The organism is Blastomonas sp. CCH9-A1, from assembly GCF_001557175.1.
Taxonomy (GTDB): domain Bacteria; phylum Pseudomonadota; class Alphaproteobacteria; order Sphingomonadales; family Sphingomonadaceae; genus Blastomonas; species Blastomonas delafieldii_A.
The window spans coordinates 1-25714 of sequence record NZ_LSHM01000029.1 but is presented as its reverse complement, the minus strand read 5'-3'; the positions used below and the strand labels follow the sequence as shown (position 1 = coordinate 25714).

Annotated in this window: 27 protein-coding genes; 4 read left to right on the top strand and 23 right to left on the bottom strand. The window is 66.0% G+C overall.

Features of this window, described 5'->3' with window-relative positions:
* Window positions 1-16: 16 nt before the first annotated feature.
* From AX725_RS07850 to AX725_RS07785, 14 genes are all read right to left on the bottom strand, one after another.
* Window positions 17-424: a phage tail tube protein gene (locus tag AX725_RS07850; protein WP_060979489.1), complete on the bottom strand. Its 408-nt coding sequence runs from the start codon at window positions 422-424 to the stop codon at window positions 17-19.
* Between the two features lie 15 nt (window positions 425-439).
* A complete protein-coding gene (locus AX725_RS07845; RefSeq protein ID WP_060979490.1) occupies window positions 440-832 on the bottom strand; it encodes a DUF3168 domain-containing protein in 393 nt (130 codons plus the stop codon).
* Window positions 829-1050, bottom strand: a complete 222-nt coding sequence (locus tag AX725_RS07840; RefSeq protein WP_155645927.1) for a hypothetical protein — start codon at window positions 1048-1050, stop codon at window positions 829-831. Before AX725_RS07840 ends, AX725_RS07845 begins: the two co-directional genes overlap by 4 nt.
* Window positions 1047-1586 (bottom strand): head-tail connector protein, encoded by a 540-nt coding sequence (locus tag AX725_RS07835; protein ID WP_060979492.1) that lies wholly within the window; start codon window positions 1584-1586, stop codon window positions 1047-1049. Before AX725_RS07835 ends, AX725_RS07840 begins: the two co-directional genes overlap by 4 nt.
* Window positions 1586-1867 carry a phage fiber-tail adaptor protein gene (locus tag AX725_RS07830; protein ID WP_060979493.1) on the bottom strand — a complete coding sequence of 94 codons (282 nt, stop codon included), beginning with the start codon at window positions 1865-1867 and terminating at the stop codon, window positions 1586-1588. The genes AX725_RS07835 and AX725_RS07830 overlap by 1 nt, the downstream gene beginning before the upstream one ends.
* 189 nt (window positions 1868-2056) lie before the next feature.
* A complete protein-coding gene (locus AX725_RS07825; protein ID WP_060979494.1) occupies window positions 2057-3265 on the bottom strand; it encodes a tail fiber domain-containing protein in 1209 nt (402 codons plus the stop codon).
* 101 nt (window positions 3266-3366) lie between these two features.
* Complete coding sequence (locus tag AX725_RS07820) at window positions 3367-4575, bottom strand: phage major capsid protein (RefSeq protein ID WP_060979495.1); 1209 nt, start codon at window positions 4573-4575, stop codon at window positions 3367-3369.
* A 108-nt stretch (window positions 4576-4683) separates the two neighbouring features.
* Entirely contained in the window at window positions 4684-5076 is a 393-nt protein-coding gene (locus tag AX725_RS07815) for an HK97 family phage prohead protease (RefSeq protein WP_060979496.1), read from the bottom strand.
* A complete protein-coding gene (locus AX725_RS07810) occupies window positions 5073-5387 on the bottom strand; it encodes a DUF6127 family protein (protein ID WP_208598033.1) in 315 nt (104 codons plus the stop codon). The genes AX725_RS07815 and AX725_RS07810 overlap by 4 nt, the downstream gene beginning before the upstream one ends.
* Window positions 5384-6529 carry a phage portal protein gene (locus AX725_RS07805; RefSeq protein ID WP_060979498.1) on the bottom strand — a complete coding sequence of 382 codons (1146 nt, stop codon included), beginning with the start codon at window positions 6527-6529 and terminating at the stop codon, window positions 5384-5386. The genes AX725_RS07810 and AX725_RS07805 overlap by 4 nt, the downstream gene beginning before the upstream one ends.
* Before the next feature lies 1 nt (window position 6530).
* Window positions 6531-7859: a DNA-packaging protein gene (locus AX725_RS07800; protein ID WP_060979499.1), complete on the bottom strand. Its 1329-nt coding sequence runs from the start codon at window positions 7857-7859 to the stop codon at window positions 6531-6533.
* Entirely contained in the window at window positions 7856-8329 is a 474-nt protein-coding gene (locus AX725_RS07795) for a hypothetical protein (protein WP_066112679.1), read from the bottom strand. The genes AX725_RS07800 and AX725_RS07795 overlap by 4 nt, the downstream gene beginning before the upstream one ends.
* A 129-nt stretch (window positions 8330-8458) precedes the next feature.
* Window positions 8459-8938, bottom strand: coding sequence for an MmcB family DNA repair protein (locus AX725_RS07790; RefSeq protein WP_060979512.1), 480 nt, complete (start codon window positions 8936-8938; stop codon window positions 8459-8461).
* A gap of 105 nt (window positions 8939-9043) precedes the next feature.
* Window positions 9044-9430 (bottom strand): hypothetical protein, encoded by a 387-nt coding sequence (locus AX725_RS07785; RefSeq protein ID WP_066044271.1) that lies wholly within the window; start codon window positions 9428-9430, stop codon window positions 9044-9046.
* 258 nt (window positions 9431-9688) lie between these two features.
* Here AX725_RS07785 and AX725_RS07780 point away from each other — a divergent pair, with 258 nt between their 5' ends.
* Window positions 9689-10525, top strand: coding sequence for a TorF family putative porin (locus tag AX725_RS07780; RefSeq protein ID WP_060979502.1), 837 nt, complete (start codon window positions 9689-9691; stop codon window positions 10523-10525).
* A 103-nt stretch (window positions 10526-10628) separates the two neighbouring features.
* Entirely contained in the window at window positions 10629-11369 is a 741-nt protein-coding gene (locus tag AX725_RS07775; RefSeq protein ID WP_060979503.1) for a 7-carboxy-7-deazaguanine synthase QueE, read from the top strand.
* A gap of 24 nt (window positions 11370-11393) precedes the next feature.
* Here the strand turns inward: AX725_RS07775 and AX725_RS07770 are convergent, their stop codons facing one another.
* The 6 genes from AX725_RS07770 to AX725_RS07745 all read right to left on the bottom strand — a co-directional run bounded on the left by AX725_RS07770 (window position 11394) and on the right by AX725_RS07745 (window position 19127).
* Window positions 11394-13064, bottom strand: coding sequence for an ATP-binding protein (locus AX725_RS07770; RefSeq protein WP_060979513.1), 1671 nt, complete (start codon window positions 13062-13064; stop codon window positions 11394-11396).
* A gap of 131 nt (window positions 13065-13195) precedes the next feature.
* Window positions 13196-13957, bottom strand: a complete 762-nt coding sequence (locus AX725_RS07765; protein ID WP_060979504.1) for a TIGR02186 family protein — start codon at window positions 13955-13957, stop codon at window positions 13196-13198.
* Entirely contained in the window at window positions 13954-14871 is a 918-nt protein-coding gene (locus tag AX725_RS07760; protein WP_060979505.1) for a sulfite exporter TauE/SafE family protein, read from the bottom strand. The genes AX725_RS07765 and AX725_RS07760 overlap by 4 nt, the downstream gene beginning before the upstream one ends.
* A gap of 70 nt (window positions 14872-14941) precedes the next feature.
* On the bottom strand, window positions 14942-16087 hold the full coding sequence (locus AX725_RS07755; protein WP_060979506.1) for a hypothetical protein: 1146 nt from the start codon (window positions 16085-16087) through the stop codon (window positions 14942-14944).
* Window positions 16080-17546 (bottom strand): glycosyl transferase family protein, encoded by a 1467-nt coding sequence (locus AX725_RS07750; RefSeq protein WP_208598034.1) that lies wholly within the window; start codon window positions 17544-17546, stop codon window positions 16080-16082. Before AX725_RS07750 ends, AX725_RS07755 begins: the two co-directional genes overlap by 8 nt.
* A 21-nt stretch (window positions 17547-17567) precedes the next feature.
* Window positions 17568-19127: a DUF389 domain-containing protein gene (locus tag AX725_RS07745; RefSeq protein ID WP_066044270.1), complete on the bottom strand. Its 1560-nt coding sequence runs from the start codon at window positions 19125-19127 to the stop codon at window positions 17568-17570.
* A 206-nt stretch (window positions 19128-19333) separates the two neighbouring features.
* Here AX725_RS07745 and nhaA point away from each other — a divergent pair, with 206 nt between their 5' ends.
* Together nhaA and AX725_RS07735 are read left to right on the top strand one after the other, a co-directional pair.
* Window positions 19334-20638 carry a Na+/H+ antiporter NhaA gene (gene nhaA / locus AX725_RS07740; protein WP_060979742.1) on the top strand — a complete coding sequence of 435 codons (1305 nt, stop codon included), beginning with the start codon at window positions 19334-19336 and terminating at the stop codon, window positions 20636-20638.
* Complete coding sequence (locus tag AX725_RS07735; RefSeq protein WP_060979741.1) at window positions 20635-21948, top strand: hypothetical protein; 1314 nt, start codon at window positions 20635-20637, stop codon at window positions 21946-21948. The genes nhaA and AX725_RS07735 overlap by 4 nt, the downstream gene beginning before the upstream one ends.
* Before the next feature lie 81 nt (window positions 21949-22029).
* Here AX725_RS07735 and AX725_RS07730 read toward each other — a convergent pair whose 3' ends face one another.
* From AX725_RS07730 to AX725_RS21255, 3 genes are all read right to left on the bottom strand, one after another.
* Complete coding sequence (locus AX725_RS07730; RefSeq protein WP_060979740.1) at window positions 22030-22452, bottom strand: VOC family protein; 423 nt, start codon at window positions 22450-22452, stop codon at window positions 22030-22032.
* A gap of 16 nt (window positions 22453-22468) precedes the next feature.
* Window positions 22469-23035 (bottom strand): invasion associated locus B family protein, encoded by a 567-nt coding sequence (locus tag AX725_RS07725; protein ID WP_060979739.1) that lies wholly within the window; start codon window positions 23033-23035, stop codon window positions 22469-22471.
* Window positions 23036-23051: 16 nt separating this feature from the next.
* The coding region (locus AX725_RS21255; RefSeq protein ID WP_269454093.1) for an MBG domain-containing protein at window positions 23052-25714 on the bottom strand (2663 nt) is incomplete at its 5' end.

The window sequence follows — 25714 nt, the reverse complement described above, 5'->3', positions numbered from 1 at the left end:
GGGTTGGCCACGGCGCTCACAGGCTCGTCACCGCGCCGGAGCTTTCGAGTGCGAGCGAGTAATTGCGCTCGCCGTTGAAATCGCCGGCATATTCGAGCCGCGCGACAAGGAACCGCCCACGCATCCGCGCGCCGCTCTCGAAGCTGAGCTCATATTCGTCGAGCGTACCGTTCATCGCATGCACGCGGATCGCGGTCTCGGCATCCGAGCCGAGGAACAATCCAGCCGCCGAGACCGAGACCGATCGCACGCCGGCGCCCGACAGCAACTCGCGCCAGCCGCCGCTGCCCTTGTGGGTGATCACCACCGGTTCGCCATTGATCGCCATCTGCGTCGTGCGCAGACCCGCCACGGTGCGATAGGCGGGGGGGCTTGCGCCATCGCCGATCTTGAGCAGGAAGGCGCTGCCTTTTTCCGCCGTCATGTCTTGGTCCTTTCGTCAGGGGGCCAGCAGCCGCGCCCGATAATCGAGCGTGACGAGCCAGGTTTCGCCGATCCGCACGGTGCGGCTGCGCAAGGGATGGAGGCTGACCAGCCGATAGCCGCTGCCGCTTGGTGGCATCGCCATCAGCCGGGTTTCGAGCGCCGCAGCGATGGCGGAAACCGGGCCTGCATCCTGCGATCCATCGCGGATCGAAAAGGCCAGCCGCAGCTCGCGCCCTGGCCGATCCTTGGTGCCCCAATCGGTCGCCAGCACGTCGTCGAGCAGCGCATAGGGCACAGCGATGCGCGCCGGGGCGCGATGAAACACGCCATTGACCTGTGCCATCAGCGCCGCATCGCCCGCCAGCCAGTCGATCGCAGCCAGCGCAAAATCCTGCTCGAGGCTCATCGCAGCAATCTCCCCAGCCAGCGCAACGCGGCATTCAGCCACCAGCGGCGGCGCAGCCCGCGCCCGGTCAGGCGTATCCGCCCGCGATCCCTTGCAATCCCGATATCGGGCAGGATGATGCCGATCTCGATGCAGGCTTTCTCGGCCAGCGTTTCGACCCGACGTTGGCCGATCTGCGCAGCGCGGCGCAGCAGCACGCTGCCGAAGCGCGCGCTCACAGCCGCACCCTGCGCCAGGGCCGCCACAGCGCGCCGATCATCGCGGGCGGCGCGGCATCCCCTCCATCGCGCCCCAGATGCACATGCGCTGCCAGCCGGACGATGCCCTGGCGCAAGGCTTCGGGAAGTTCTGCCCAATGCGCGGCGATTCCGGCGAGATAGCGGATCTCCACCCGGCTCGCCGATCCGGGATGCAGCACCCGCACCCGGCCGATGCCATCGGGCGAGAGCTCGATCGCATAGGCGTCACTCGGCAAGGCAAAGCTCTCGCCTGCACTGGTGATGCCCTGCACCCCGGTGATCGCGGTCACCGGCGCCGCGCCAAGTTTCTGCCACTCGCGCGAGACCGCGATCGCCTCCCGATGCTGCCGGACAAGCAGCGACTGGCCGATGAACTGTTCGCACAGTTCTGCCGCGCTGCGCAGATGGCCGATCAGCACGGCATCGTCGTCGTCGCGGGAGATGTTGAGGAATGCTCTGGCTTCAGCCAGCGCCAACGGGGCGAGCGCGGCGGGTTCGCTGGTGATCATGGGCATCAGCGCGGCTCCACGCGGACCGTGACAGAACGCTCGTCGATCTCGCCATTGGACAGCGTGACCCGGTTGGTCAGCGCGTAGATCGCGCCAGGCTGGCCGCCGTCGATCGTGACCGTCGCGCTGAGCCCGTCATGCCCGTCGGAGATCACGGCGAGGCCACCCGCCATGGCCGGTGCCACTGACCAGCTGCTGGACACCAGCATATTGGCACCCAGATAGGCCGCGCCCCAATCGACGCGATAATCGATCCGGCTGTCCGGATCCTTGACGAACAGGCTCATTGGCTGCTCCTGCAGGTAAAGGTTGAGCGGAAACGCACCGCTGCTCAGGGGCGGCGCGGCAAAAGCAGCCGGGCTGGAGCGCCCGGCCGTTGCGTCTGAAAGGGGCGCACCATGAGCGGCATGGGCCCGGTCCGGCTGGCAGCCACGCGGCGCGCATTGCCCGATGCGACCGGCATCAAGCCAAGGGCATCACCCCGCAGCATGAGGAGCTTCCATCTGCTGTTCGGCCAGCTTCCGTGCGAGGGCGGCCATCAGGAAAAGGCAGAGCTGGTCGCTGCGAATGCCATAGCGCTCCTGCTCGCCGGTGTCGGACTGCCACGTGTCGTGGCAGCACCAGCCATAGCGTCGCCAGTCGAGCCCATGGTCTTCCATGATGGCAAATGCGCTTTGGGCCCGAACACCGAAATGGCGCCGCGCGCCATCCTGCCCCTTGGCTTCGACCGCTTCGTGCCACTGGAAGAAGCCCAGCTCGGCAATGATGTCCATCGCGGCGGCGTATTCGGCCTCGCCCATCGCGCCGATCCACAATTTGTCGCGCGCATCAGACGTGCTGATCGCGCCCGAGACCGCGTGAATCTCCGCCCAGCGCAACTGGGGACGCCCCAGCAGCACCAGATTGTCTGCGCCCGGAGCAAAGCCGCGGCTGGAATAGCCGTTCAAGCTGGCCGTTGCGATCAACACGTTGCCGCCAGGCTGGCCGCCATAAGCCGACAATCCCAATGTCCCGGCGACGCCGGTCGGGTCGGCGATCGAGCCGATACCCGGCGCGCTGTTCCAGAAATCGGGAAGATAGAAATGGGCATCGCCCAGATAGAATTGGGTGCCGGACCGGCTGTGGAGCTCGCCGCCGAATTGCAGCGAATAGCCCGCGATGCTGGGCCCGCGCACCTCGAGCCGGGCATAGGAAGCCGAACTGCCGACCCCCAGGCTGGCATTGCTTGCGACCCAGTTTCCCGCCGGATCGCGTGGCAGATAATCATGCGCATGCGCCAAGGGCGCATAGGACCCCGCCGGCTGCTTTGCAGCCAGGGCATCGACCAGCCCCTCGATCTGCGCCAGCGCATGGCCATGGTCCGAGCGGTCCTCGCGCATCGCGAACCAGTGCGCCGCCACGGTGAGCGTGACCGTCTTGAGCCCGGAAGAGAAATCGACGGCAGCCCCGGTTGACGAGGCAAGGACCAGATGGCGCACAAGAGAACCGTCGCTGATCTCGCCTTCGCCGATTTCCCACTGATTCTCATGGGTTATCCCGGCAATGGAATAATGGAAGCGCGCGCCTGCGGGCACGGCATCGGCGAAGCGGCGATGGCCGGGCGTGGCACCACCGAGCATCAGCGCGCCGGTGCCGGTGCCGGTGCTGGTCTCGCGCACCAGATCGGCAAAGAAGAGTTCGCTCATCGAGGGGTGTCCATTTCAGGCGGGCAACAATTGCCCGCGCGGCAAGGGGGAAACCGCGCGGGCACCATCCCGGCAGGGATGTCCGGGCAAGGGTTGTGCGATCAGCTCGCGGCGAACTTCATCAGCTTGATCGCTTCGGAATTCATCACCTGGCCGCCGATCCGCTTGGTCGCGTAGAAATGCACGAACGGCTTGTTGGTGAACGGATCGCGCAGGATGGTCGTCGCGCTGCGCTCGGCGATCAGATAGCCGGCACGGAAATTGCCGAACGCGATCGACAGGCTGTTCGCCGCGATATCGGGCATGTCCTCGGCCTCGACCACCGGATAGCCGAGCAGCGTTGCGGGCTGTCCCGCTGCCAGCGAAGGCTGCCACAGGAACGCCCCGTCATCGCTCTTCATCTTGCGGATACGCGCCAACGTGGACGAGTTCATCACGAAACTGGCCCCCTGGCGATAGGCGGGGCGCAGCGCATGGACCAGATCAACCAGTCGGTCCTCGGGCGAGACGCTGGCGAAATTGCCGTCCGCGCCCGAGGCGACATATTGCAGCGTGCCGAACGCGCGCACGGCATCATCCTGCGGCGTCGGCGTGCCGTTGAGGAACCCGCGCGGGCGATTGGTGCCACTGCCATTGACGAACGCTGCCCCTTCGGCGCGGGCGAATTCCTCGGCAATCTCGCCCGCCAGCCAGCTTTCGACATCGAACGCGGCATCGTCGAGCATCGCCTGGCTCGCCGCCGGATTGGCATAGAGCTCGCCCGAAGGCGGGGCAATTTCGGCAAAGGCAGGCGTGTCGGTCTCGGGCCGCGCCGCCGTCTCGCTGACCCAGCCCGAGGGCGTTCCGCCGGTGGTCACCAGCTTGCGATAGCCCGCAGTGCCGGTCTGCACGACCTGCGCGATCGACCGGATCGGCGAGATATCGGCGAGCGTGCGGGCGATCAGCGCATCGATCTCGCGCGGGACGGCAAAGCCGCCATCGGCGCCGGTGGCGGCAGTAAAGCTCTTGATGCCGGTCTCCAGCCCGCGCCGCAGATACTGATCGACAAAGCTCTTGGTCTCGGGCGCCTTGCCCTCGCCGCCGCCGAGCGAGGGGCGCGAACCGGTGCGGGCGAGCCGCTCGATCCGCTCGCGCATCGTCGCGCTCTCGGCACGGATAGCATCGACATCGCTCTTCACGCCATCGAGCCCGGTCTCGAGCGCGGCGATGCGCTCCTCATGCTCTTCGGCCGCGAGCAGGCTGTCGAACGAGGCCTCGAGCGGATCGGCCTCGGCCTTCAGTTCGAGGGGATTTGCGGGGATTTCCATCATTTCTTCCTTCCGTTCTGGGTTCACACGGGGAAAACCCCCGGATTGCGGGCACAAAAAACCCCGCCGAGGCGGGGCAGATGGGGAAAGGCAGGGAAAGGCGGAGAGCGGTCAGCGCAGCATGTGCACCCTGGCCCCCGGCATCATCGGCACGCTGACCAGGCTCACCTCGACCAGATCAAGATCGAACAGCTCGCGCGGGCTCGTGCCTTGGGCATGGCGGACGCGATAGCCGAAGCTGAGCCCCCGCACAGCGCCGCTTCTCAGTGCAGCAACCGCCTCATCCGCCGTATCGTCGAGCGCTGCGATGACGCGCAGCCCGCGCCGGTCCTCCTGCGCGAGCGTCACCGATCCGATGCGCCGATCAGGCCGGTGCTGCCAGAGCAAGGGCAGCGGGCGCGCTGCCTCGCCCAGCGATCGCCGGAACGCTCCGCGCCGCACTATGTCGCCGCCCCGGTCGACCCGGTCGAACAGCGCGGCATAGCCGGCCAGCCGCAGGCTCATTGCAGCATATCGCCGAGGCCCAGCTGCACCGCGAGCGCCGCGAGCAGCAGCGCCATCACGCCGCGCACGAACTTGTCGAAGGCCTGGCCCCATATGCCCGAACGCGCATCGCGCCAGCCCTGGAGCAGTTCACGCAGCTCGCGCAGGTCCGCCCCTGCATCGGCATCGGCAAGGCCGATCCGGGCGAGCGCACGGCCCGCGCCCAGATCGCCCGCCTCTTCGACCACAGCACGCAGCGTGGCGACATCCGCGCCTTCCTCCGCCGCTTGCGCGAGAAGGCTGGCAAGCATGTCTTCGCTATCCATCGTCATGTTCCGATCCCCAGCCCAATTCCGAGCATCGCGCGCTTTTCCTCCGGCGAGAGAAAGTCTGCCGCGCCCACTTGCTGCCACAGCCGCTCGCGGTCCTCGGACAACGCCGGCACCTTGTCCTGATCGACCGAGAGCGCGGCCCCCGGCCACCAATGCGCAAGCCCCTCGGCCAGGGCGGCGGTGATCTTGTCCGCGAGCGGCAGAAGCGTCACCCGCCACAATGCGCGATTGGCCTCGCGATAATTGGCATAGGTATTGTCGCCCGGCAGGCCGAGCAGCATCGGCGGCACCCCGAAGGCGAGCGCGATCTCGCGCGCGGCATTCGACTTCAGCGCGACGAAATCCATGTCCGCCGGCGATAGTGCCATGCTCTGCCAGCTCAGCCCCCCTTCAAGCAGCATGGGGCGCCCGGCATTGGCGTGCCCGGCAAAGCTCGCCTCCAGCTCGCCCTTCAGCCGGTCGAACTGTTCGGGGGTCAGCACGCCGCCCGGCTCGTCGGGGCGATAGACTAGCGCGCCCGAGGGCCGCGCGGCATTGTCGAGCAGCGCCTGATTCCAGCGGCCCGCGGCATTATGCACCGCAACTGCGCGCGCCGCTGCGCCCAGGCAGCCCAGACCATAATGGTCGTCGCTGGGGTGAAAGGCCTTGATATGGACGACCACCGGCGCGCCATCCCCCTCCTGCGCAGGCAATCGCGTGGCCGTATCGCCGACGCGATACACATAGGCCGCGGGCCAGCCGCGCTCGTCGGGCTCGATGCTCACCCGGTCGGGGCGCAGCGCGAACAGTTCGGCGGGTCTGCCATCGGCGTCGCGCAATATCTGGACATAGCCGTTGCCGTGCAGCAGCAGATGCGCTGCCAGCGTTTCCATCAGCCCCTGGCCCGCGCTCGTCGCGGCCACCAGCGTGGCGATCTCCGGATCGGAAGCCGTGATCGGCGCGCCGCCCACCCCTTCTGCCACCAGTCGCACCGCGCGCTGGGCGATCGGATTATCGCAATAGGCCGCGCGCACCTGCTCGGCATGGCTGAGCGGCGGATCGGCGAGCGCCAGGCTCCATGGGCTGGTGAAGGCGCGTGCCAGCACCGGCCTTGCGACGCCCGCGCCTTTCAGCGCGAGCGCCAGCTGCTTCCAATATCCCATATCACGTCTCCAGCGATCGGATGCGCGGAGCACCGCGCCGTCCCAGCATCAATTCGGTGAGCGCCCAGACCAAAGCATCGGCGCGGTCGGGCGAGCGGCCCGGACCCTGATAGGAGCCGCCCGCCATTAGCCCGCACATCTCGTCCTCCAGCCGCGCAAAGGCGCCGCAATGGACCACCCGGCCCGCCTCGTAGAGCGCAGCCACCGGCTCGGCGCGCGCCGCCTTGCCCCGGCTCGCATGCACCAGCCGCACCGGCAGCGCGATGTTCGCGGCGCGCAGCACCGCGCCCACCATCTCGCCGCCCTGATTGGCCTCGGCGACGATCCGGTCTGCGCCCCAAGCTTCGGACGCGTTTGCCACCGCGCGCGCCCAGCCTTCGGGCGAGGCCCCTTCAACCGAACAATCGGCCAGCACCGCCGCGCGGCCATCATCCTGCAGCGCGCAGACGATGATGCCGCACGCGTCGCCGGACGACCCTGCAGGCGGATCGACCCCGATCACGACGCGCACCAAGCTGTGGCCTTGCCAGCGCACCCGGCGCGCCTCGATCAGGCTGCGGCTCCAGAGCGCACCTTCGATATCCTCGAGCAGTTCACCGTCGAGCTCCTGCCGTCCCAGGGCAGTGCCGCCATAATGCCGCTCGACCGCCGCCAGGAAGGCGGGCGGCAGGTTGGCCCGGTTGGCATGGCTGCTGCCCCGGCTGATGACGAGGCCCGGATCATCCAGCATCCGCCGTACCAGCGGCACCGCCCGCGGCGTGGTGGTAGCGCAGACCTGCGGGAGCGATCCTACGCGCAGGCCGAGCTGCAGATTGTCCCACGCCGCCATCGCGCGGCCCGAAGCATTGTCCCATTTCGCGATCTCGTCGCACCAGGCATGGCTGTGCTCGGGACCGCGCAACCCTTCGGGCTCGGCGGCGGAGAACAGCACCGCCTGCGCCCCACCCGGCCAGCGCAACCGGCGCAGCGAGGGCTCCCAGTGCGGCCGCACCTGCTCGGGCGCGATCGCCAGCAGTCCGCTCTGCCCCTCGACCATCACGCTGCGCGCCTCGGCCAGGTTCGCTGCGACCAGCGCGATGCGCGCGTCGGCGACCGACTCGCCGATCGACCGCACCCATTCGGCCCCGGCGCGCGTCTTGCCGAAACCGCGCCCGGCGAGGATCAGCCAGGTGCGCCAATCCCCGGGTGGCGGCAATTGCTGGGGGCGCGCCCAGAACGGCCAGTGATGCGCCAGCGCTGCCACCGCGCCATCGGAAAGGCCGTCCAGATACAGCCGCGTCGCCTCGCCCGGCATGGCCGCCAGCCGTTCGGCCAGCGAAAATTCTGTCATCGGCTGCCAGGCGCGGTCGCATCCGGCACTGCCTGTTCTGCTGCGCCCGCATCCAGCCGTTGCCGGATCTGCTCCAGCGTCGCCGCGAGCTGATCGCGCGCGCTCCTGGCGACCAGCGGATCGGGTGGCTGCTCGGCGCGGGCCTTCTCGGCGCTCTGCTTGTACGCCATCAGCAGCTTCAGGCCCTGCGCATCGTCGAATTCGGTCGCCTTGCCGATGCTGCCGTCGGGGCGCTTGACCGGCTTGATCGTACCGAAGCGTGCGGTCTTGAGCATGCGGAACTCAAGCTCGTCATAGCCGGTGGCGATCGCCATCTGCCAACCATGGCTGAATGCCGGGCAGTTCGCCCGCAACCGATAGACTGCCGAGCGTGACACTCCGGCGCGCTTGGCCGAAAGCGAAACGTTCGATGTTTCGGCAAGATGGTCGAGGAACGCGCACAGGCTTTCCTCCGACAGGCTGTCGGACAAGTTCGTCTCCGCAGGGCACAGGATAAGTGAGAGAGCCTGTCGCCGGGTCACTCCCGACTCGCTCCATCTCGATGTTCCTGATTTGTACCAAATCAGCGTGACGATGTCAAGAAAAAATAACCAATGCGGTTAATAGAGCTCGTCGGGCGGCGGCGGGTCAAGCATCAGGTTCAACCGCCGCAGCGCCAGAGCGGCCAGGCGCTGGGTCTCGCTCTTGCGCCGGGCAGCCGCCAGCGGACGCGTGGCGGCGGGACGAATGATCTCGGCATCATAGGCATCGGCGACGATCAGCCCGGTGACATCGGGCAGAAACGCCTCGCCACCGACCAGCCCTGAATCGAGCGCCGGACAAAGCCCCCAGTAGAACCGGTCGCAATGGTCGAGATACTCGCCCCATTTGGCATCGCCCAGCAGATCGGTGCGCGCCACCTTGATCTCCACGATGATGATCTGTCCACGAGCATCGATGCCCATCAGATCGGCGCGCCTGCCATTGGGCAGGGCCACTTCTGAGGCCACCCAGATCTGATTGCGCCGGAACAGCCGCCCGATTCCGCGCGCGACCGCTGCCGCGCCGGCTGGCGGGCCGCCGGGCGAGGCGATGGGCATGATCGGCAGATCGCTCGGGTCAGCCGAGCGCAGGGTCTGTGGCAGGCGCGTGTCCATGCCACCTGCTAATACAAAACGGGAACAAAGGAAAGCCTGCGCTCAGCTTCAGCAATATTCGGGATGGACGCTCGTCGGCTTGAGCACATCCGCAAAGGCTTGGCGCGATTCGCGATACAGCAGGGCCGCTGCCGCTTCGGCGCGATGTCCGCGCCCACGCGCCTGTTCGAGCGCCGCAAGACCAGCCTGCAGTGCCGCGCAGGCCGCGTCGAGCTCGGTCGCCATTCGGGCGGTGACCATGGGCTCGGCCTGGGTCAGCCAGGCCGCGAGCGCCGCGCGTTCGCTCAGTCCGGAAACGGGTTCGGCCGCCGAGCGACCCGACCATCGCGCCAGTATCGCGAGCACGGTACCGATCGCATCGATTCGCGCGAGCAGCGAATCGATAGTCGCGCTGGCGCGCGAATCGGACTGGATCGGCAAGAGCGGAGCAAACATCGCGTAATACCGTGGTGCCATCCGGTTAACATCGCGATAAAGGTCCGCAACGGATCATTTCCGTGGCGCGAAAGACACAATCTTTCACAATAGCCGCATATATTAGCATTTTTCTCTTGTGCACCGCAGCACAGCGGGGCAGCATTGCTGTCGCTGATTGTGAGCACTCCATATGTGGCGCCAAGGGACGCCAGCAAAAACAGAGAGTAGCCACTGCAGCGCAGGCGGGACGAAACGCATCCAGTTGAAAGGAAAAACATGCGTACGTCCAAATTCCACCGGGGCCTTGCGGGCCTCGCCCTCCTCGCGTCGTCGGCTGTCGCCACCCCTGCTTTTGCGCAGGAAGAGGAGTCCAAGCCGATCACGATCACGGGCTCTGTCGGTCTGGTGTCCGACTATCGCTTCCGCGGCGTTTCGCAGTCCGACGAGGGCGTGGCAGTCCAGGGCGGCTTCACCGTCAACCACGAATCGGGTTTCTACGTCGGTACATGGGGGTCCAACCTGGCCGGCTGGGGCACCTTTGGCGGCCCCAATCTCGAGGTCGATCTGTTCGCCGGTTATGCCACCACCGTGGGCTCGGCCGGCATCGATGTCGGCGTGACCTGGTACATGTACCCCGACGGCTTCGACAACACCGACTTTTTCGAAGGCTATGCCAAGCTGAAGGGCACCGCAGGGCCGGTTTCGCTGACCGCAGCGGTCTATTACGCTCCCAAGCAGGAAGCGCTCGGCAACTTCTCGAACACGCCGTTCAGCCGTGGCCAGAAGCAGGACAATCTGTACCTGGCTGGCGATGCCAGCGTTGCCATCCCCGACACGCCCGTGACGATCAACGCGCATATCGGCTATTCGGAGGGCAATCCCGGTCTCGGCCCCAACGGTACCAGCGTGACGCCCACCGGCGAATACTGGGATTATTCGATCGGCGCGGCAGTGAACGTCTATGGGCCGCTGACGCTCAGCGTCTCCTATGTCGATACGGACATCACCCGCGCGGAATCGGCCTATCTGCTGCCGAACTTCCAGAAGTTCCGCAACGGCGGAGGCCAGATCGCAGACGGCACGATCGTGTTCGCGGCAACCGCCGCCTTCTGACGACTGGCTGATTTTCCGGGGGGCTGTGGCCGCATCCGTTGCTCACGGGTGCGGCCACATCTTTTTGGCTTTCGGCCGCGAATTGGGCTAAGGGCGCCCGCGCATGACTCGATTGCGTCTCGCCACAGTCCGTCCGGGAGAGCCCGAGATCTTTCATTCGCTGCAGGGCGAAGGGATTTCCATGGGCAGGCCTTCGGTCTTCGTCCGCCTGTCGGGCTGCAATCTCGCCTGTCACTGGTGCGACACCCCCTATACCTGGTTCTTTGAAGGCCATGCCGGGCCGCATCGCGGCGAGCAGCGTTATGACCGCCGCGCCAACAGCGTAACGCTGGACATTGCCGCGGTTGCCGCTGCTGTCCGGCAATATGACTGCCCGCATATCGTGTTCACCGGCGGCGAGCCGCTGCTCCAGCAGCCGGCATTGGCGGCGCTCTGCGCGATGCTCGGGCCGGCCTATCATATCGAGATCGAGAGCAACGGCACCGTGGCGCTGACCGCCGGCTTTGCGCCGCATGTCCACCAGATCAACCTGTCGCCCAAGCTTGGTCATTCGGGCAATGCCGAAAGCACCCGGCGCAAGGAGGATGCGCTCGCCGCTTATGCCAGCGACCCCCGCGCCTGGTTCAAGTTCGTGATCGCCGATCCTGCCGATGCCGATGAAGTCGCGGCACTGGCGGAGCGGTTTGCGATTCCTGCCGAACGCATCATCCTGATGCCGGAGGGCACCGACAGCGCCACCTTGCGTTCACGGACCGCCTGGCTGGCGCCGTTATGCCTCGATCGCGGCTGGCGCTTCACCGACCGGCTGCACATCCACCTCTATGGCGACACGCGCGGCACCTGATCGGCGCGGTGGCGCGTAAATCGCTCAGCGACCGCCGTTCAGATTGTCCTTGTTGCGCCAGCGGGCAATGACGCGTGCGACCATCTCGCTCTCGCCGCCCTGTTCCTTCCACAGCGCGCTGAACGCAGGATCGTCCGAGGCCGGACGGCGCGCTTCGGCAAGATCATCGAACGCCACGCGGATCGGGATCGCGACGCCCTCGCCGCAGATGATGCATTCGCGATTGCGCAGCGCCGGAATCGAGTCGAGAAATCCGCGCGCACCTTCGGGCATGGCTGATCGCACATGCGCCTGGTCGCGATCATTGTTGAGCCGCATCGCGATGATCGTGCCGCATTGCGAGAGCACGCCTTCCGAAAGGTCGGACGGGCGCTGCGTGATCAGCCCCAGCGAGACGCCGTATTTGCGGCCTTCCTTGGCGATCCGGCTCAGCACGTCGCGCACCGCGCTGTGCTCGTTGACCCGGTCAGACGGGATGTAGCGATGCGCCTCTTCGCACACCAGCAGCACCGGCTTGGTCCGCTCCTTGCGGCTCCAGATGGCAAAGTCGAAGATCATGCGGCTGAGCACAGCCACCACGGTTGCGGTGATGTCCGACGGCACGCTCGACACGTCGATAACCGAGATCGGCTTGCCATTGGCGGGCAGACGGAAAATCTTGGTGATGAAATCGGACATCGTGTCGCCGACCAGCATGCCGGAAAACATGAAACTGTAGCGCGGGTCGGACTTGACCTCCTCGATCTTGCCCTTGATGCGCAGGAACGGCGCACTCGATGTCGCCTTGTCGAGCTTGCCCATCTCGTTCTGGATGTTCGCCACCAGGTCGGACAGCATGTACGGGATCGGCGTATCCACGGTAACGCGGGCATTGCCCATCGCCTGCTTGCTCTTCATTCGCGCGGCCAGCAGGCACTTGGCGAGAATTTCGGCATCAGTCTGACGGTCGGCGCCGTGCGAGGTCAGGAACACCTCGCAATGCTCCTCGAAATTCATCAGCCAATAGGGCATGGCGAGATTGCCGACATCGAACAGCTCGCCATTCTGCGCGAAGGCGCTCGAATATTCGCCATGCGGGTCGATCATCACGATATGGCCGTCGGGCATCATGTCGCAGATGCGGTGCAGGATCAGCGCGGCGGCGGTCGATTTGCCGGTACCGGTCGATCCCAGCAGCGCGAAATGCTTGCCCAGCAGCGCGTCGACATAGAGCGCGCCGCGCGTGTCGCTGGTCGGATAGACGGTCCCGATCTCGATATGCGGTCGGGCATCGGCGGCATAGACCTGCTTGAGGTCCGCGCTGGTCATCGCATAGAGCGGCGTGCCGGGAACCGGATAGCGCGTCACCCCGCGGCGGAAGTTGAAGATGCGCCCGGTGAGCTTTTCCTCCTCGCCCTCGCCCAGGAAATCGATCTGGCAGACGATCAGCCCGGCTTCGCGCTGGTGCATGCGCTGGGTGCGGACATTGGCGACCAGCCAGCGATTGCCCATGCGGATCTTGACCTGGCTCCCCACCTGTCCGGCCATCGATATACTGGGATCGTTGTGATCGACCAGCGCCTGCAAGCGTGCTGCGTCGAGCAGCACCTGCGAGCTCGATCCGGCAATTTCCACGACCTCGCCGATGCGCAGATGTTCGACCGGGCGCTGGATCACCAGGGGAATGTCCGGACGCTCGGCAGAGCTGGCGGGCATGCGCCCCTGGAAACTGCGCGGGTTGAGATCGACCATCGGGCTGCCTTGTGCCTTTTGCTTTGCGTATTCGCAGCAAGGCATAGGCGCACAGGGTAAATTTTCCCTCTATGCCGAAGTCATTGTCGGCGCCGTCAAATCTTGCGGAAGATCACGCCGCCAATCCAGCCCAATAGCAACGAAATCAGCACCGCGCAGACGCCATAGGCAAAGGGCTGATATTCGGCGACCGTCGCGACGAACAGTTCGAAGCCGAACTTGCGCACCTCGATCTCGCGCACCGCCGCTGCAAGCACCTGGCCGTCGCGCACCAGAAAGGTCTCCGCGGTATAGATGCCGGTCGGCACGCTGGCAGGGATCGAAAGCCGCGCCTGATACAGTACGCCTTCCAGAATCTCGACGCTGCCTTCCTGCTGCTTGTAGAGCCCCTCGCGCCGGTTGAGATCGACCAGCCCCGAGAGGAACCGACGCTGTTCGGCAGGATCGATGGTTCCGGCGGGCGAAAGCTGCAGATTGTCGAGGCCGAATTCGTAGATCGCGGCCGTCCGCTTGTCGACGATCTTGTCGATCGGGCGCGAGGAGGCGACGGCATAATAAGCGGGCGCCGAGCGGAATTCGGTGCTCGCAGCGTTGAGCCAGATGCCGGCAATCTGCTGCTTTTCGCGCAGGATGATCGACTGCGGCGGACCTTTGAGGATCACGACGATATCGCTGTCGCGCGCAGGCGGGGTGCCGCCGGGATAGACGATCGCGCCGAACAGCAGCAATTCCGCGCCGGTAAAGCCGTACTGGATCTGGATATCGCGCTGCGAGACTTCGGGCACCAGCACCGGTTCGCTCGCCCCGCCGAGCAGCAAGGCCGCGAAAAACGCGGCGATCAGCCGCGCCAGCCTCATTTCAGCAGCTCGACCGTATAGATTTCCGCAGGGCGAAAACCGAGGCCGATCGCGAGCCGCGCCGCGACCAGCAGGACCAAGGTGGCCAGCAGCAGCCGCAGATATTCGGGCGGCAGTTTCTGCGCGAAGCGCGCGCCGATCTGCGCGCCGGTAACGCTGCCGATCAGCAGCAGCACCGCCAGCACGATATCGACCGCCTTGGTGGTCAGGCTGTGCACCATGGTCGAGGCGAGCGTCACGAACAGGATCTGGAACAGCGAGGTGCCGACCACGACCTGCGCCCCCATGCCGAGCAGATAGAGCATCGCGGGCACCATCACGAAGCCCCCGCCGACGCCCAGCAGGATGGTCAGCATGCCGGTGACAAAGCCGAGGATCAGTGGCGCAAGCGGCGAGATGTACAGGCCCGAGCGATAGAAGCGCCAGCGCAGCGGCAGGTTGGCGACCAGCGGATGGTGGCGCCGCTTCTTGGGCGGCAGCGTCTCGCCGCGCCGCATCGCCCGCACACTGGCCAGGCTTTCGCGCGCCATCAGCCCGCCGATCGAGCCGAGCAGCAGCACATAAACGATGTTGATCACGGTATCGATCTGGCCGAGCTGCTGCAGCACGCGGAAAAGGGCCGCGCCCGCCAGCGTCCCGAAAATGCCGCCAACCACCAGCACGCCGCCCATCTGGTAATCGACCCCGTTGCGCCGGCTATGTGCGATGACACCCGACACGCTGGAGCCGGTGACCTGGGTGGAAGCGGAAGCCGCTGCTACCGTCGGGGGAATGCCGTAGAAGATCAGCAGCGGCGTGGTGAGAAAGCCTCCGCCCACGCCGAACATCCCCGACAAAATGCCCACAAGCCCGCCGAGCCCGATGATGACGAGCGCGTTGACCGAAAGATTCGCGATGGGAAGATAGACATCCATGGGTTGGAAAGTGCTAGCCGCTTTGGCGCATCAGCAGAAGGGGCAAGCGACCGAATGGGCAGGGTCGGGCTCAAAAACCCGCGGATAAGGTCAGCGCCACACCCGATGACGGGCGCGCCTGGCCGTCTATGCGCTGCCGCCAGTCGAGCGCGAAGGTCAGCGCGCCGCGCTCGACCGGCACCGTCAGCATGGCGCGCGGTCCCAGATCCATCCGATGCAGCCAGGGCTTGTCCCCCTGCCCGTCAGGCTCCTGCTGTCCGCCCGCCCAGAGCCCTCCACCCAATGCGAGTGTCGTGCCGCCGCGTTTGAGGACGGGCTGGGTGAGGCTTGCCTGAAGGTCGAAAAATGCGTGGGATTGCGCCAGCCCCACAAGTCCGGCCTGGCCATAGACCGACAGTTGCGCTCCGCTGCGACCGACCGCCCTGTCTCCCCCGGCGACCGCCAGAAGCGCCCAGCGGTCGCGCTGGCCTTCGACTAGGGCAATACGGCGCTCGACAGCGAGATCGAAAGGCAGCCGCGCCATGGGCCGAACAGACAGGCCGAGCGCCAGCGTGCGGTCGTCGCTGCTAGCCAGCGCCCCCGTCGCCCGGGCATAGAGCGCCGGGCGATGCGGAGCGTCGCCCATCGCCCAGCGCACCACCAGCCCGGCCTGGCTGCCGCCATATTGCCCGCCTGGCGCCAATATGCTGTCCGAGCTGCCCTGCCGGACCAGCGACCAGCCATAGACCGACCAGCGCCCGGCATGAGCGCGGGAACCGTCTGCCCCGCTCGGCGCGGGCGGCAGCCATGCCTCCGGCACCGGCGACAGCGGCACCTTGTCAGCCGGGCGCGGCGGCGCTGGCCGCAGCGGTAGGAACGCGCGCTCGGCATCCTGGGCCTGCGCTTGCCAACCCGGCGGCCCGATCACCGATCCGGCACTGCCGGCTCGCGGCTTGGCGCCACCGGCCCCATGAACGAGGTGCAGTGCGCGCAGCGGATCGTCGGCAGACAGGGCGCGCTGGTGAGCGCTGGCACGCAACTGCGGCGCGGCGTCTGCTTGGCCCTGCGACGTCATGCGCACGGGCACCGATGCGGTTGGTGTCGGATCGATCACGGGCCAGTGATGGATCACCCGGGCTGCGGACCAGGCGCATAACACGGTCAGCAGGAAAACCAGCGGCTGGCCGCGTCGGCGGTGCGCGATCCCCGACCCGGCATCCTGGCCCTGATCAGCCACGACCCTCGCCGATCATGGCAGGGCGCACCGCTGCGGGTTCGCCCCGCTGCGCTCCCATCGCCGCCGGGATCCGGTGCCGGGTCTTGTCCCAGGCCAGCGGCGCTCCGTTGAGGCTGGCAATATAGGCCAGCAGCGCTCGCCGCGCCGCCATGACCGCGATGACATTGCTGACCAGCGCGCGGGGCAGCGACCACAGGGCTTCGCGTGCGCCATGATTCCATCCGGTACAGGCCGCGCGCACGATCAGCCGCCAGACCAATGTGAAACCGGTCGCCACCAGCAGGACGCGCGACGCGGGATCGGGAGGGGCTGGCTGGTAAAGGCCCAGCGTTTGCGCAATCGCAACGACCAGCCACAGCAAAAGGCCAAGATATCCCGCGACAATCACCAATGCCGCCAGTGCCGACCGACGGTCGCGGGCACGCATCCAGATTTCGGCGATCGATCCGCCCCATCCGGTCCGGTCCCAGCCGGAAAGCGCGATCCCGATCATCCAGCGCGTCTTCTGGCGCACGGCTGCGCGCAGATCGCCCGGAAAATAGGCGCGCGTCGCCACCAGTTCGCCCGCCCCATCCCGCTGCCGAACGAAGGCGCCGCGACCGCCCTGTTCGTGGATCCGGATGCCGAGCTCGTAATCCTCGGTCAGGCTGTCCGTGGCAAAGGGTGCGTTGCCGCCAGAAGCCCCGGCCAGCCGCTGCAATGTCGCTCGCCGAAAGGCGCAACCGACCCCGGCACAGGGCATGGCGACCCCCATGCGCGCGCGCACCGGCATCTTGCGCAGATGCGCCTCGGCAAATTCATCGGCATAATGCCCGCCGACCAGGCGGGACGCGCGATCGATCAGCGGGCGCACCGGGATCTGGACGAAATCATGGTCGCTCAGCCAGCGGCGATAGACCTGAAACTCGGCCGCATGCACGACATCCTCGGCATCATGCAGCACGATTGCATCGAAGCGCCAGCGCTGCCTCGCCTCGTCACCGGTCATTGCCTGCCAGATGCGGTTGAGGCAATCGGCCTTCGAGCTTGGGCCCGTCGTGGACATCGTCACGAGCCGCAGACGCGTATCGCCCGCCGCTCCATGCCGCGCCGCATCGGCGGTCGCAGGGTCGTTGGCATAGACGCCGACATAGAGCCTGTAATCGTCATCCGGCCAGCGCGCCAGGCAGTGCGCTACCATGTCGCCGATCACCTCGGCCTCATCCCAGGCGGGAACGAAAACGGCATAGCGCCAGGGCTGCCCGGCATCGGCATGATCGCGCTCGCGCGCCTGGCCGCTGTCGCGCAACAGATTGATCAACCAGACGAAATCGAGCGCGAGGTCGTCGAACGCTCCAATCAGGAACCAGATACCGGCGAATAACAGCAGCTCGTTGGCGAACAGATCGGCGGCAGAAAACAATGCTGTCAGCAGCGCGGTGGCAATGCCTTCAACACTGGCTGCATCCTGTGCGCCCAATTGCTTGCCCCCTGGCAGTCATCATGGAGCTCCCGTCTGGAACGCCCAGGCAAGGCGGACATCTGCGCTGGAGATCGATGAGTCGTTGCTTGTTACAGAAATGCCCGCTTCGGAAAGTTTCGTCAAAACAATTTGCGATTGATTTGCACGGCCCGATACGGTGAGCGCCAGGCCCGTCCTGCGCGCGGCCCAGATGGCCAGTGCAAGATTGGCCTCACCCTCGTCGCCCAGCTCTTCGCCGTCGAGCGGGATGTCGGGAAGCGGCAGCGGCGGAGGGATAAGCTGCAGCTTCCACTGCGGTTCGGCAGCCGAAAGCCGCTGTTCCAGCGCACGATAGGTGGCGAGCGTCGCGCCGGGCAGCGGGTTCGCGCGCACCTGCGCAAGGCGCTTGTCGCGATCGACCAGCACCGCCTCGGGCGACGCGCCTGCCAGCAACGCCAGCTCGCGCCCGACCAGCGCCGCGTTCTCGCGTTCCTTGAGCGAGGCGGCGCTGGCCGATGCCGATGCCAGCTGTGCAGCCTCCGCATCGCCTGCTGCCGTGCCGACGCGGAACTGGTCGAGACTGAGCTTGACCGGGCGGCCCAGCGCCTTGGCGAGGCCGGCCTCTCCAAGCGCAGCCGCCCGGCTGCGAAACTGCGGCGTCAGCACTGTCGCGCGAATGGTAAGCGGATCGCCTGCGAAATCGATATCGAGCTGGTCGATCTTCGCCTGGCGCGGAAACTGTTCGGCAAGCACGTCTCGCGCCTGGCGCTGCGCGCGCGCTTCCCAGGCGATCTGGCTGAGCGAATAGCCCAGCGGAATGGCGAGGCCAAGAAACACGGCGATGATCACGCCCGCCTGCACCCCGCTCTGGCGGCTGGTCAGCTTGGGACCGAAGCCATAGAGCCGCGCCATCACCGCAGCCGCGATGGCAATGGTCATCAGGTTGGTGACGAAGAGCAGCAGCGCGCCGAAGAACACCGTGGCGTTGAGCGTAGCGAGGCCGAAGCCCACCGTCGCCAGCGGCGGCATCAGCGCGGTCGCGATCGCGACGCCGACGATCGTGCCCTCTCGCCCCCGGATCATCGCATAGGCCCCGGCGAGCGCCGAGAACAGCGCGACCAGCAGGTCGAACAGATTGGGCCGGGTGCGTGCGGCGATCTCAGACGTGACGTCCTTGATCGGCGAGAAGAAGACCACCAGCGCGGTGAACAGCACGGCCATGACGATCCCTGCCGCCAGCGTCATCGCGGTGCGGCGGATCTCGTTGCCATCGATGGTCGCGATGCCGAAGCCCAATCCGATGATCGGACCCATCAACGGCGAGATCAGCATCGCGCCGATCACCACCGCAGGCGAGGACAACAGCAGCCCCAGCACCGCAATGCCCGCCGACATCAGGATCATGAAGGCATAGCGCGGGGTCAGGCTGGCCTCGTCATCAACCTTGGCAATCACCGCACGATGCTCGATGCCGGGGATCACGCTGCCCCGCCACCAGCTGCCCAGCGGCCCGGCCACACGCGCGGCAAAGCGGCCCAGGCCGGAGCTCTTGCCAGGGACCGGTTGCGCTCCGCCAGCGCTGCTAGTGAATTGAGACATCGAGGTTCACCCTTACCTGTCCGGGGGTGGACCCGCCCGGCCTTTGCCGATAGACGTTTGCACATCATCGTACCAGCCGTCAGCAGCCATCGCGCCGCTGGCGCGTTAGGACAACGGCAACTGACCGATCGGCCCCGCAAAGGGGGTTTGTTCTTCCAGAGCATATCCGGTCCAGTACGCTTGGGCATCGAAAAAAGGGAGCAGACATGGGCGCACAGGGGATACCGGGCGGCAGCGAGACATCGGCGCTGCGCAAGTTCCTCAACAGCGAGGCAGCTGGAGGCATCATCCTGATCCTGTCCGCAGCGATTGCGATGATCATCGCCAACAGCCCGCTCTATGACCTGTACCATCATGTGCTGCACGACATTCAGGGTCCGGTATTGACCAAGAAGCTGGGCCCGATGACCCCGCATCTGTGGATCAACGACGGTCTCATGGTCATCTTCTTCCTCTATGTCGGGCTGGAGATCAAACGCGAGCTCGTCGACGGACGGCTATCGACCTGGGACAAGCGCCGCCTTCCGGTGATCGCGGCAATTGCCGGCATGGCCCTGCCCGCGCTCATCTACCTTGTCGAAACCGGCGGAGACCCTGCGGTCGTCAACGGCTGGGCCATCCCCGCCGCCACCGACATCGCCTTTGCCATGGGCGTGCTGGCGCTGCTCGGCAAGCGTGCGCCGACCTCGCTCAAGCTGTTCCTGGTCACCGTCGCGATCGTCGACGACATGGGCGCAGTGGCGATCATCGCGCTGTTCTATACCGAAGGCCTCGCCCCCATCTGGCTGGGCGCAGCCGCAGTCGTGATGGCAGCAATGTACGCGCTAAACCGCTTCAGGGTGATGAACCTCATCCCCTATCTGCTGCTCACCGTGGTGCTGTGGTACGCGATCCTGCAATCGGGAGTGCACGCGACCATCGCCGGCGTGCTCGCGGCCTTCATGATCCCGATCATCAAGACCCCCGGCGCACCCGATGCCCATGACAGCCCGCTCCACCGGCTGGAACACGGCATTTCACCATGGAGCAGCTTCCTCATCATCCCGCTGTTCGGCTTTGCCAATGCCGGCGTTTCGCTGGAGGGCGTGGGGCTGGGCGAGGCGTTCGCGCCAGTGCCGCTCGGCATCGCGTCGGGCCTGTTCCTGGGCAAGCAGATCGGCATTTTCGGCAGCGTCTGGCTGTCGGTGAAGCTGGGCATTGCCAGCAAGCTGCGCGGCGCGACCTGGCTGCAAATCTACGCCGTCGCGGCCTTGTGCGGCATCGGCTTCACCATGAGCCTGTTCATCGGCGCGCTCGCCTTCCCCGGCAACGCGCTGCTGATCGACGAGGCGAAGATCGGGGTGATCATGGGCTCTGTCGTTTCCGCGCTGCTGGGCTATACCATCCTGCGCGTCTGCCCCCTGCACCCGCAGCACGAACAGGAAGAGCGCGAACAGGAAGAAGAAGTGGGCGCCGACGGTGACGTCGAAAGCCTGGAAGACGACGAGGACGAGGAAGTAGCACGCGCATGAAGATGTTCGCCCGTTTCGGCCTGCTGGCCCTGGTGCTGGCCTGCGCCGCTTGTGTGACCAAGCCGGCGCCCCAGGCCAGCAAGCCCGCCGACCCACTCAACGACATCGCGCGCCAGTATGTCCTGCTGTCGCTGGAAATCGGCACGCACGAGGACGGCTATATCGACGCTTATTATGGCCCCGCCGAGTGGAAGCAGCAGGCCGAGGCCAATCCCCGCGACTTGCCCACGCTGGCCCAGGCAGTCGATGCGCTCGACGCCAGCCTGATGGCGATCGATGTTTCGGACCGCGAGATCCTGGTACAGCGCAGAGCGAAATTCCTGCACGCCCAGCTCCATGCCGCACGCACGCGGCTGAAGATGCTACGCGGCGAAAAGCTCTCGTTCCGCCAGGAATCGCTCGGCCTGTTCGGTGCGACGCCGGACATCCAGCCGCTGGCAAGCTATGACCCGGTGCTGCAGCAGATCGAGACGCTGCTCCCCGGTCTCGGCACGCTGGCAGAGCGGGTCGATGCCTTTCAGGAACGCTTCGTCATTCCCGCTGACCGGCTAAAACCGGTGTTCGATCGTGCCATCGCCGAGTGCCGTGCGCGCACCGCCGCGCACATCCCGTTGCCCAAGGGCGAAAGCTTCCGCATGGAGTTCGTCACCGGCAAGCCGTGGAGCGGGTATAACTATTACCAGGGCAATCTCGCCAGCCTGATCCAGATCAATACCGACCTGCCGATCCGCATCAGCCGCGCGGTCGATCTGGGCTGTCACGAGGGCTATCCCGGCCACCACGCGCTCAACTATCTGCTCGAGCAGAAGCTGATGCGCGGGCGGGGCTGGGTGGAGTACAGCGTCTATCCGCTCTACAGCCCGCAGAGCCTGATCGCCGAAGGCTCGGCCAATTTCGGCATCGACCTTGCCTTTCCGGGCGACGAGAAGCTGGCGTTCGAGACGCGCGAACTCTACCCGCTCGCAGGCCTCTCCACCGCCGATGCGGCGCGGCTGGCGCAGCTGCAAAAGGCGCTTTCGGGGCTGCGCGGCGCGCGCTTCACCATCGCGCAGATGTATATCGACGGCCAGATCGACCGCGCCCAAGCGATCGCGATGACCCAGAAATACCAGTTGATGAGTGAGGCGCGGGCGAAGCAGTCGATCGGCTTTACCGATACCTATCGCAGCTATGTGATCAACTATGGTCTCGGCCAGGACATGGTGCAGGCCTATGTCGAGACAGCCGGACCCGATGCCAAGGCGCGCTGGGCGGCGATGGAGCGCGTGATCAGCGAACCGACCCTGCCGGTGGATCTGACGTTCAAGTAACCCGTTCTCCGGCGAAAGCCGGAGCCCAGGAGCGAGATTGCTCTATCCCGCATCTGGATTCCGGCTTTCGCCGGAAAACACTCAGCTGGCAAACAGCATCGCGTCGTCGGCGAACGCCTTGAACTCGAGCGCATTGCCCGCCGGATCGTGGAAGAACATCGTCGCCTGTTCGCCCACCTGGCCTGCAAAGCGGATATGCGGCTCGATCACGAAGCGCGTCCCCGCCGCCTTGAGCCGGTCGGCCAGCGCGTGAAAATCGTCCATCGTCAGCACCACGCCGAAATGCGGCACCGGCACGTCATGCCCGTCGACCGGGTTGTGATGCGCGCGCCGCGCCCCGGCCTCAGGGTCGAGATGCGCGACGATCTGGTGACCGAACAGGTCGAAATCGATCCAGTGATCGGACGAGCGTCCCTCGCCGCAGCCCAGCACCTCCTTGTAAAAGTGCCGCGCCGCAGTCAGGTCATCGACCGGAAAGGCAAGATGAAAAGGGCGGATGGTCATCTGATCGCAGTGCGCATCAGAAGCCGGTGAGCGCGGCGTCGAGACCGGTCGGCACCACGTTGATCACGATGGGCTTACCTTCGAGGTCAAGGAAGACGAGCTCGAGCTTCTTGGCCTTTTTGAAATTGGCGATATCGGTCGGGCCCAGCGGCTTCTCGCCGATACAGCCCTCTGGCAGGCAGCGGCTGAACACGATCTTGTCGATCGCCTTGGTCTGGTCGCCATCGACCTGGATCAGCGCGCCGGTATCGAGCCGGACGCCCAGCGGCACCTTGACCAGCAGGCCGGTCTTGCCGGTGGTCTTCTGCCGGGCGATCGCGACGCGGATCACTTCCTTCTGGTTGGCCTCGTCGATCAGCGATTGCACCGCGTCGCAGATTTCCTGTTCGCCGGTGCCCTTGCAGCCTGCGGTCCAGGGTTTGGCGCCATTGGTCCCCATCTTCGGCGTGATCGCCTGGGGTGCCGCCGGAGCGGTGGCGGCGGGTGCAGCCGGGGTCGCAGGCTTGGCGGTCTGCGCGGCAAGCGGGGCCGAGACCAGGGCTGCGGCCAACGCGAGCGCGGCCGAACGGAACACGAAATCCATCGCAATCACACTTTCTTCACTGGGCAGGCTGCCATGTCCACAAGGGGGGCGCCGTGCCGTTGCACAGGCTGATATACTCGCAGCCGCCAGGCTGTCCATCGCCCAGCGGCATGCCGTTGCGATCGTCCTCGCCAGCGGGACGCAGCTCGGGCGAAAGCAGCATGGGCAGCGGCGCGGAAAGGCCCTGCAGCAGCTGCAATGGCGTGGTGCTGTCGGGCGAGACCGGCAGAGTCACGCTGCCCTGCGGCGGCATGGCGATGATCGGCGGCACGGCGACGCTGGCCGTCGGATCGGCCGGAGCAGGCGGGGCTGCTGCACTGCCCGGCGGGGTGCTGCTGCTCGGCGGGGTGCCGTTTCCACCGGCAATCGGCAGCGTCACCGGTGGAACGGTGACGATCACCGGCGGGGCGGTGCCCACGGGTGGGGTAGGCGCGCCACCAGTGCCCGGCGGATCCTGCGCAGGCGGTGCGACGGCGGGAAGCACCGTCATCACGCCGGGGCGATAGGTGATCTGGTAATTGCGCGCGGTGCCGCGCGAGGCGTTGATGATATACTGGCCCGGTGCCGCATTGGCGCCGCCCGATGCGCGCAGCACCAGCCCGGTCACCACCGATGCGCTATCGCCGTTGCGCAGCCCCGAATAGCTGACCGTCAGTATCGGCTCTCTGCCGCCCTGCGTCATGGTCTTGTTGTCGGCTGTGATCAGCAACTGGGCCTGGGCGATGGTCAGGCGGCCGGGGATATAGCTGAAATCATAGTTGAGGGCCGATCCGCCCGATGCGGTGATCGCATAGAGGCCGACATCCGACCCGATGGTCGCAGTTGTGCCGAAGGTCAGCCCGGTGACCACGCTGGCATTCTCGCCGTTGCGGAAGCCGCTGATGCTGGCGGTGAAGGTCGGGTTCGCAAGGCCGTATTCGCGGCGCGCATCGTTGACCCGCACCTGCAGCAGCGCCTTGGTGATGGTGAGCGCGCCGGGCACATAATCGAACCGGTAATTGGCTGCCGTCGCGCCCGATCCGGTAATCACATAGCTGCCGACATTGCTGCGCGCATTCGCTCCGGTCGTCAATCTGAGCCCGGTGACGCCCTGGTCGGTATCGCCATTGCGGAAGCCGGTGATGCTCGCCGTCAGCGCCGGATTGGGCGCGCCATAGGTCCTGGTCTTGTTATCGATGGCAACGGTGAGCGTGGCCGGATTGATGACGAGCGTGCCGGGAACATAGGCAAAGTCATAGTTGAGCGCGCTGCCACCCGAAGCCGTGATCGCATAGCTGCCCACGCCCGAGGCCTGGGTCGCGGGCGTGGCGAGCGCCAGCCCGCTGACGACGCTGGCCGTATCGCCGTTGCGCAAGCCGCTGATCGTGCTGGTCAGCGCCGGGTTGGCAAGACCATATTCGCGCGTCTTGCCATCGGCGGTTACGGTAAGCAGCGCCCGGGTGATCGTGAGCGTTCCCGGCACATAGGCAAAGTCATAGTTCGCCGCGCTGCCCCCCGATCCGGTGATCGCATAGGTGCCGACATTCGAGCTGATACCCGCATTGGTGCCATAGACGAGGCCGCTCACGACGCTGGCGGTGTCGCCATTGCGCAGGCCGCTGATGGTGCCGGTGAACACCGGGTTGGCGAGACCATATTCGCGCGAGGCATTATCGGCGGTCACCGTCAGCAGGGCGCGCGTGATCGTCAGCGTGCCGGGCACATAGGCAAAGTCGTAATTGGTGGCGGATGCGCCGGAACCGGTAATTGCATAGCTGCCGACCGACGAGCCGCTGGTCGCGCTGCTGCCATAGACGAGCCCGCTGATCACACTGGCGGTATCGCCATTGCGCAAGCCGCTAATGGTGCCGGTGAACACCGGGTTGGCCAGGCCATATTCGCGCGAGGCATTGTCGGCGGTCACCGTCAGGAGCGCCTTGGTGATCGTCAGCGTGCCTGGCGCATAGGTAAAGTCGTAATTGGTGGCAGATGCGCCGGAACCGGTAATGGCATAGCTGCCAGCATTGCTCGCGATCGTGGCGACCGACCCAAAGACCAGACCGCTGATCACGCTGGCGGTATCGCCGTTGCGGAAGCCCGTTACGCTGCCGGTAAAGGCGGGGTTCGCCAGCCCGTATTCGCGCGTGGCGTTATCCGCCGACACCGTGAGCAGCGCCTTGGTGATCGTCAGCGTGCCGGGGACGTAGGCGAAGTCGTAGTTGGTCGCCGTCGCCCCCGATCCGGTGATCGCATAGGTTCCGACGTTGCTTGCTGCGGTGGCGACCGTGCCATAGGTCAGACCGGAGATGACGCTCGCGGTATCGCCATTACGGAAGCCCGTGATGCTGCCAGTGAATGTCGGATTGGCGAGTCCATATTCGCGTGTCGCGTTGTCGGCGGTCACCGTGAGCAGCGCGCGCGTGATCGTCAGCGTACCGGGAACATAGCTGAAATCATAGTTCGCGGCACTGCCACCCGACGCAGTGATCGCATAGGTGCCAGCGTTACTCGCAGCATTGGCAATCGTACCATAAGTAAGGCCGCTGACGACGCTCGCGGTATCGCCCGCGCGAAGGCCGCTGATCGTGCCGGTGAACACCGGGTTGGCGAGACCATATTCACGCGTTGCATTATTGGCGGTCACGGTGAGCAAGGCTCGCGTGATAGTCAGCGTACCGGGCACATAGGCAAAGTCATAAT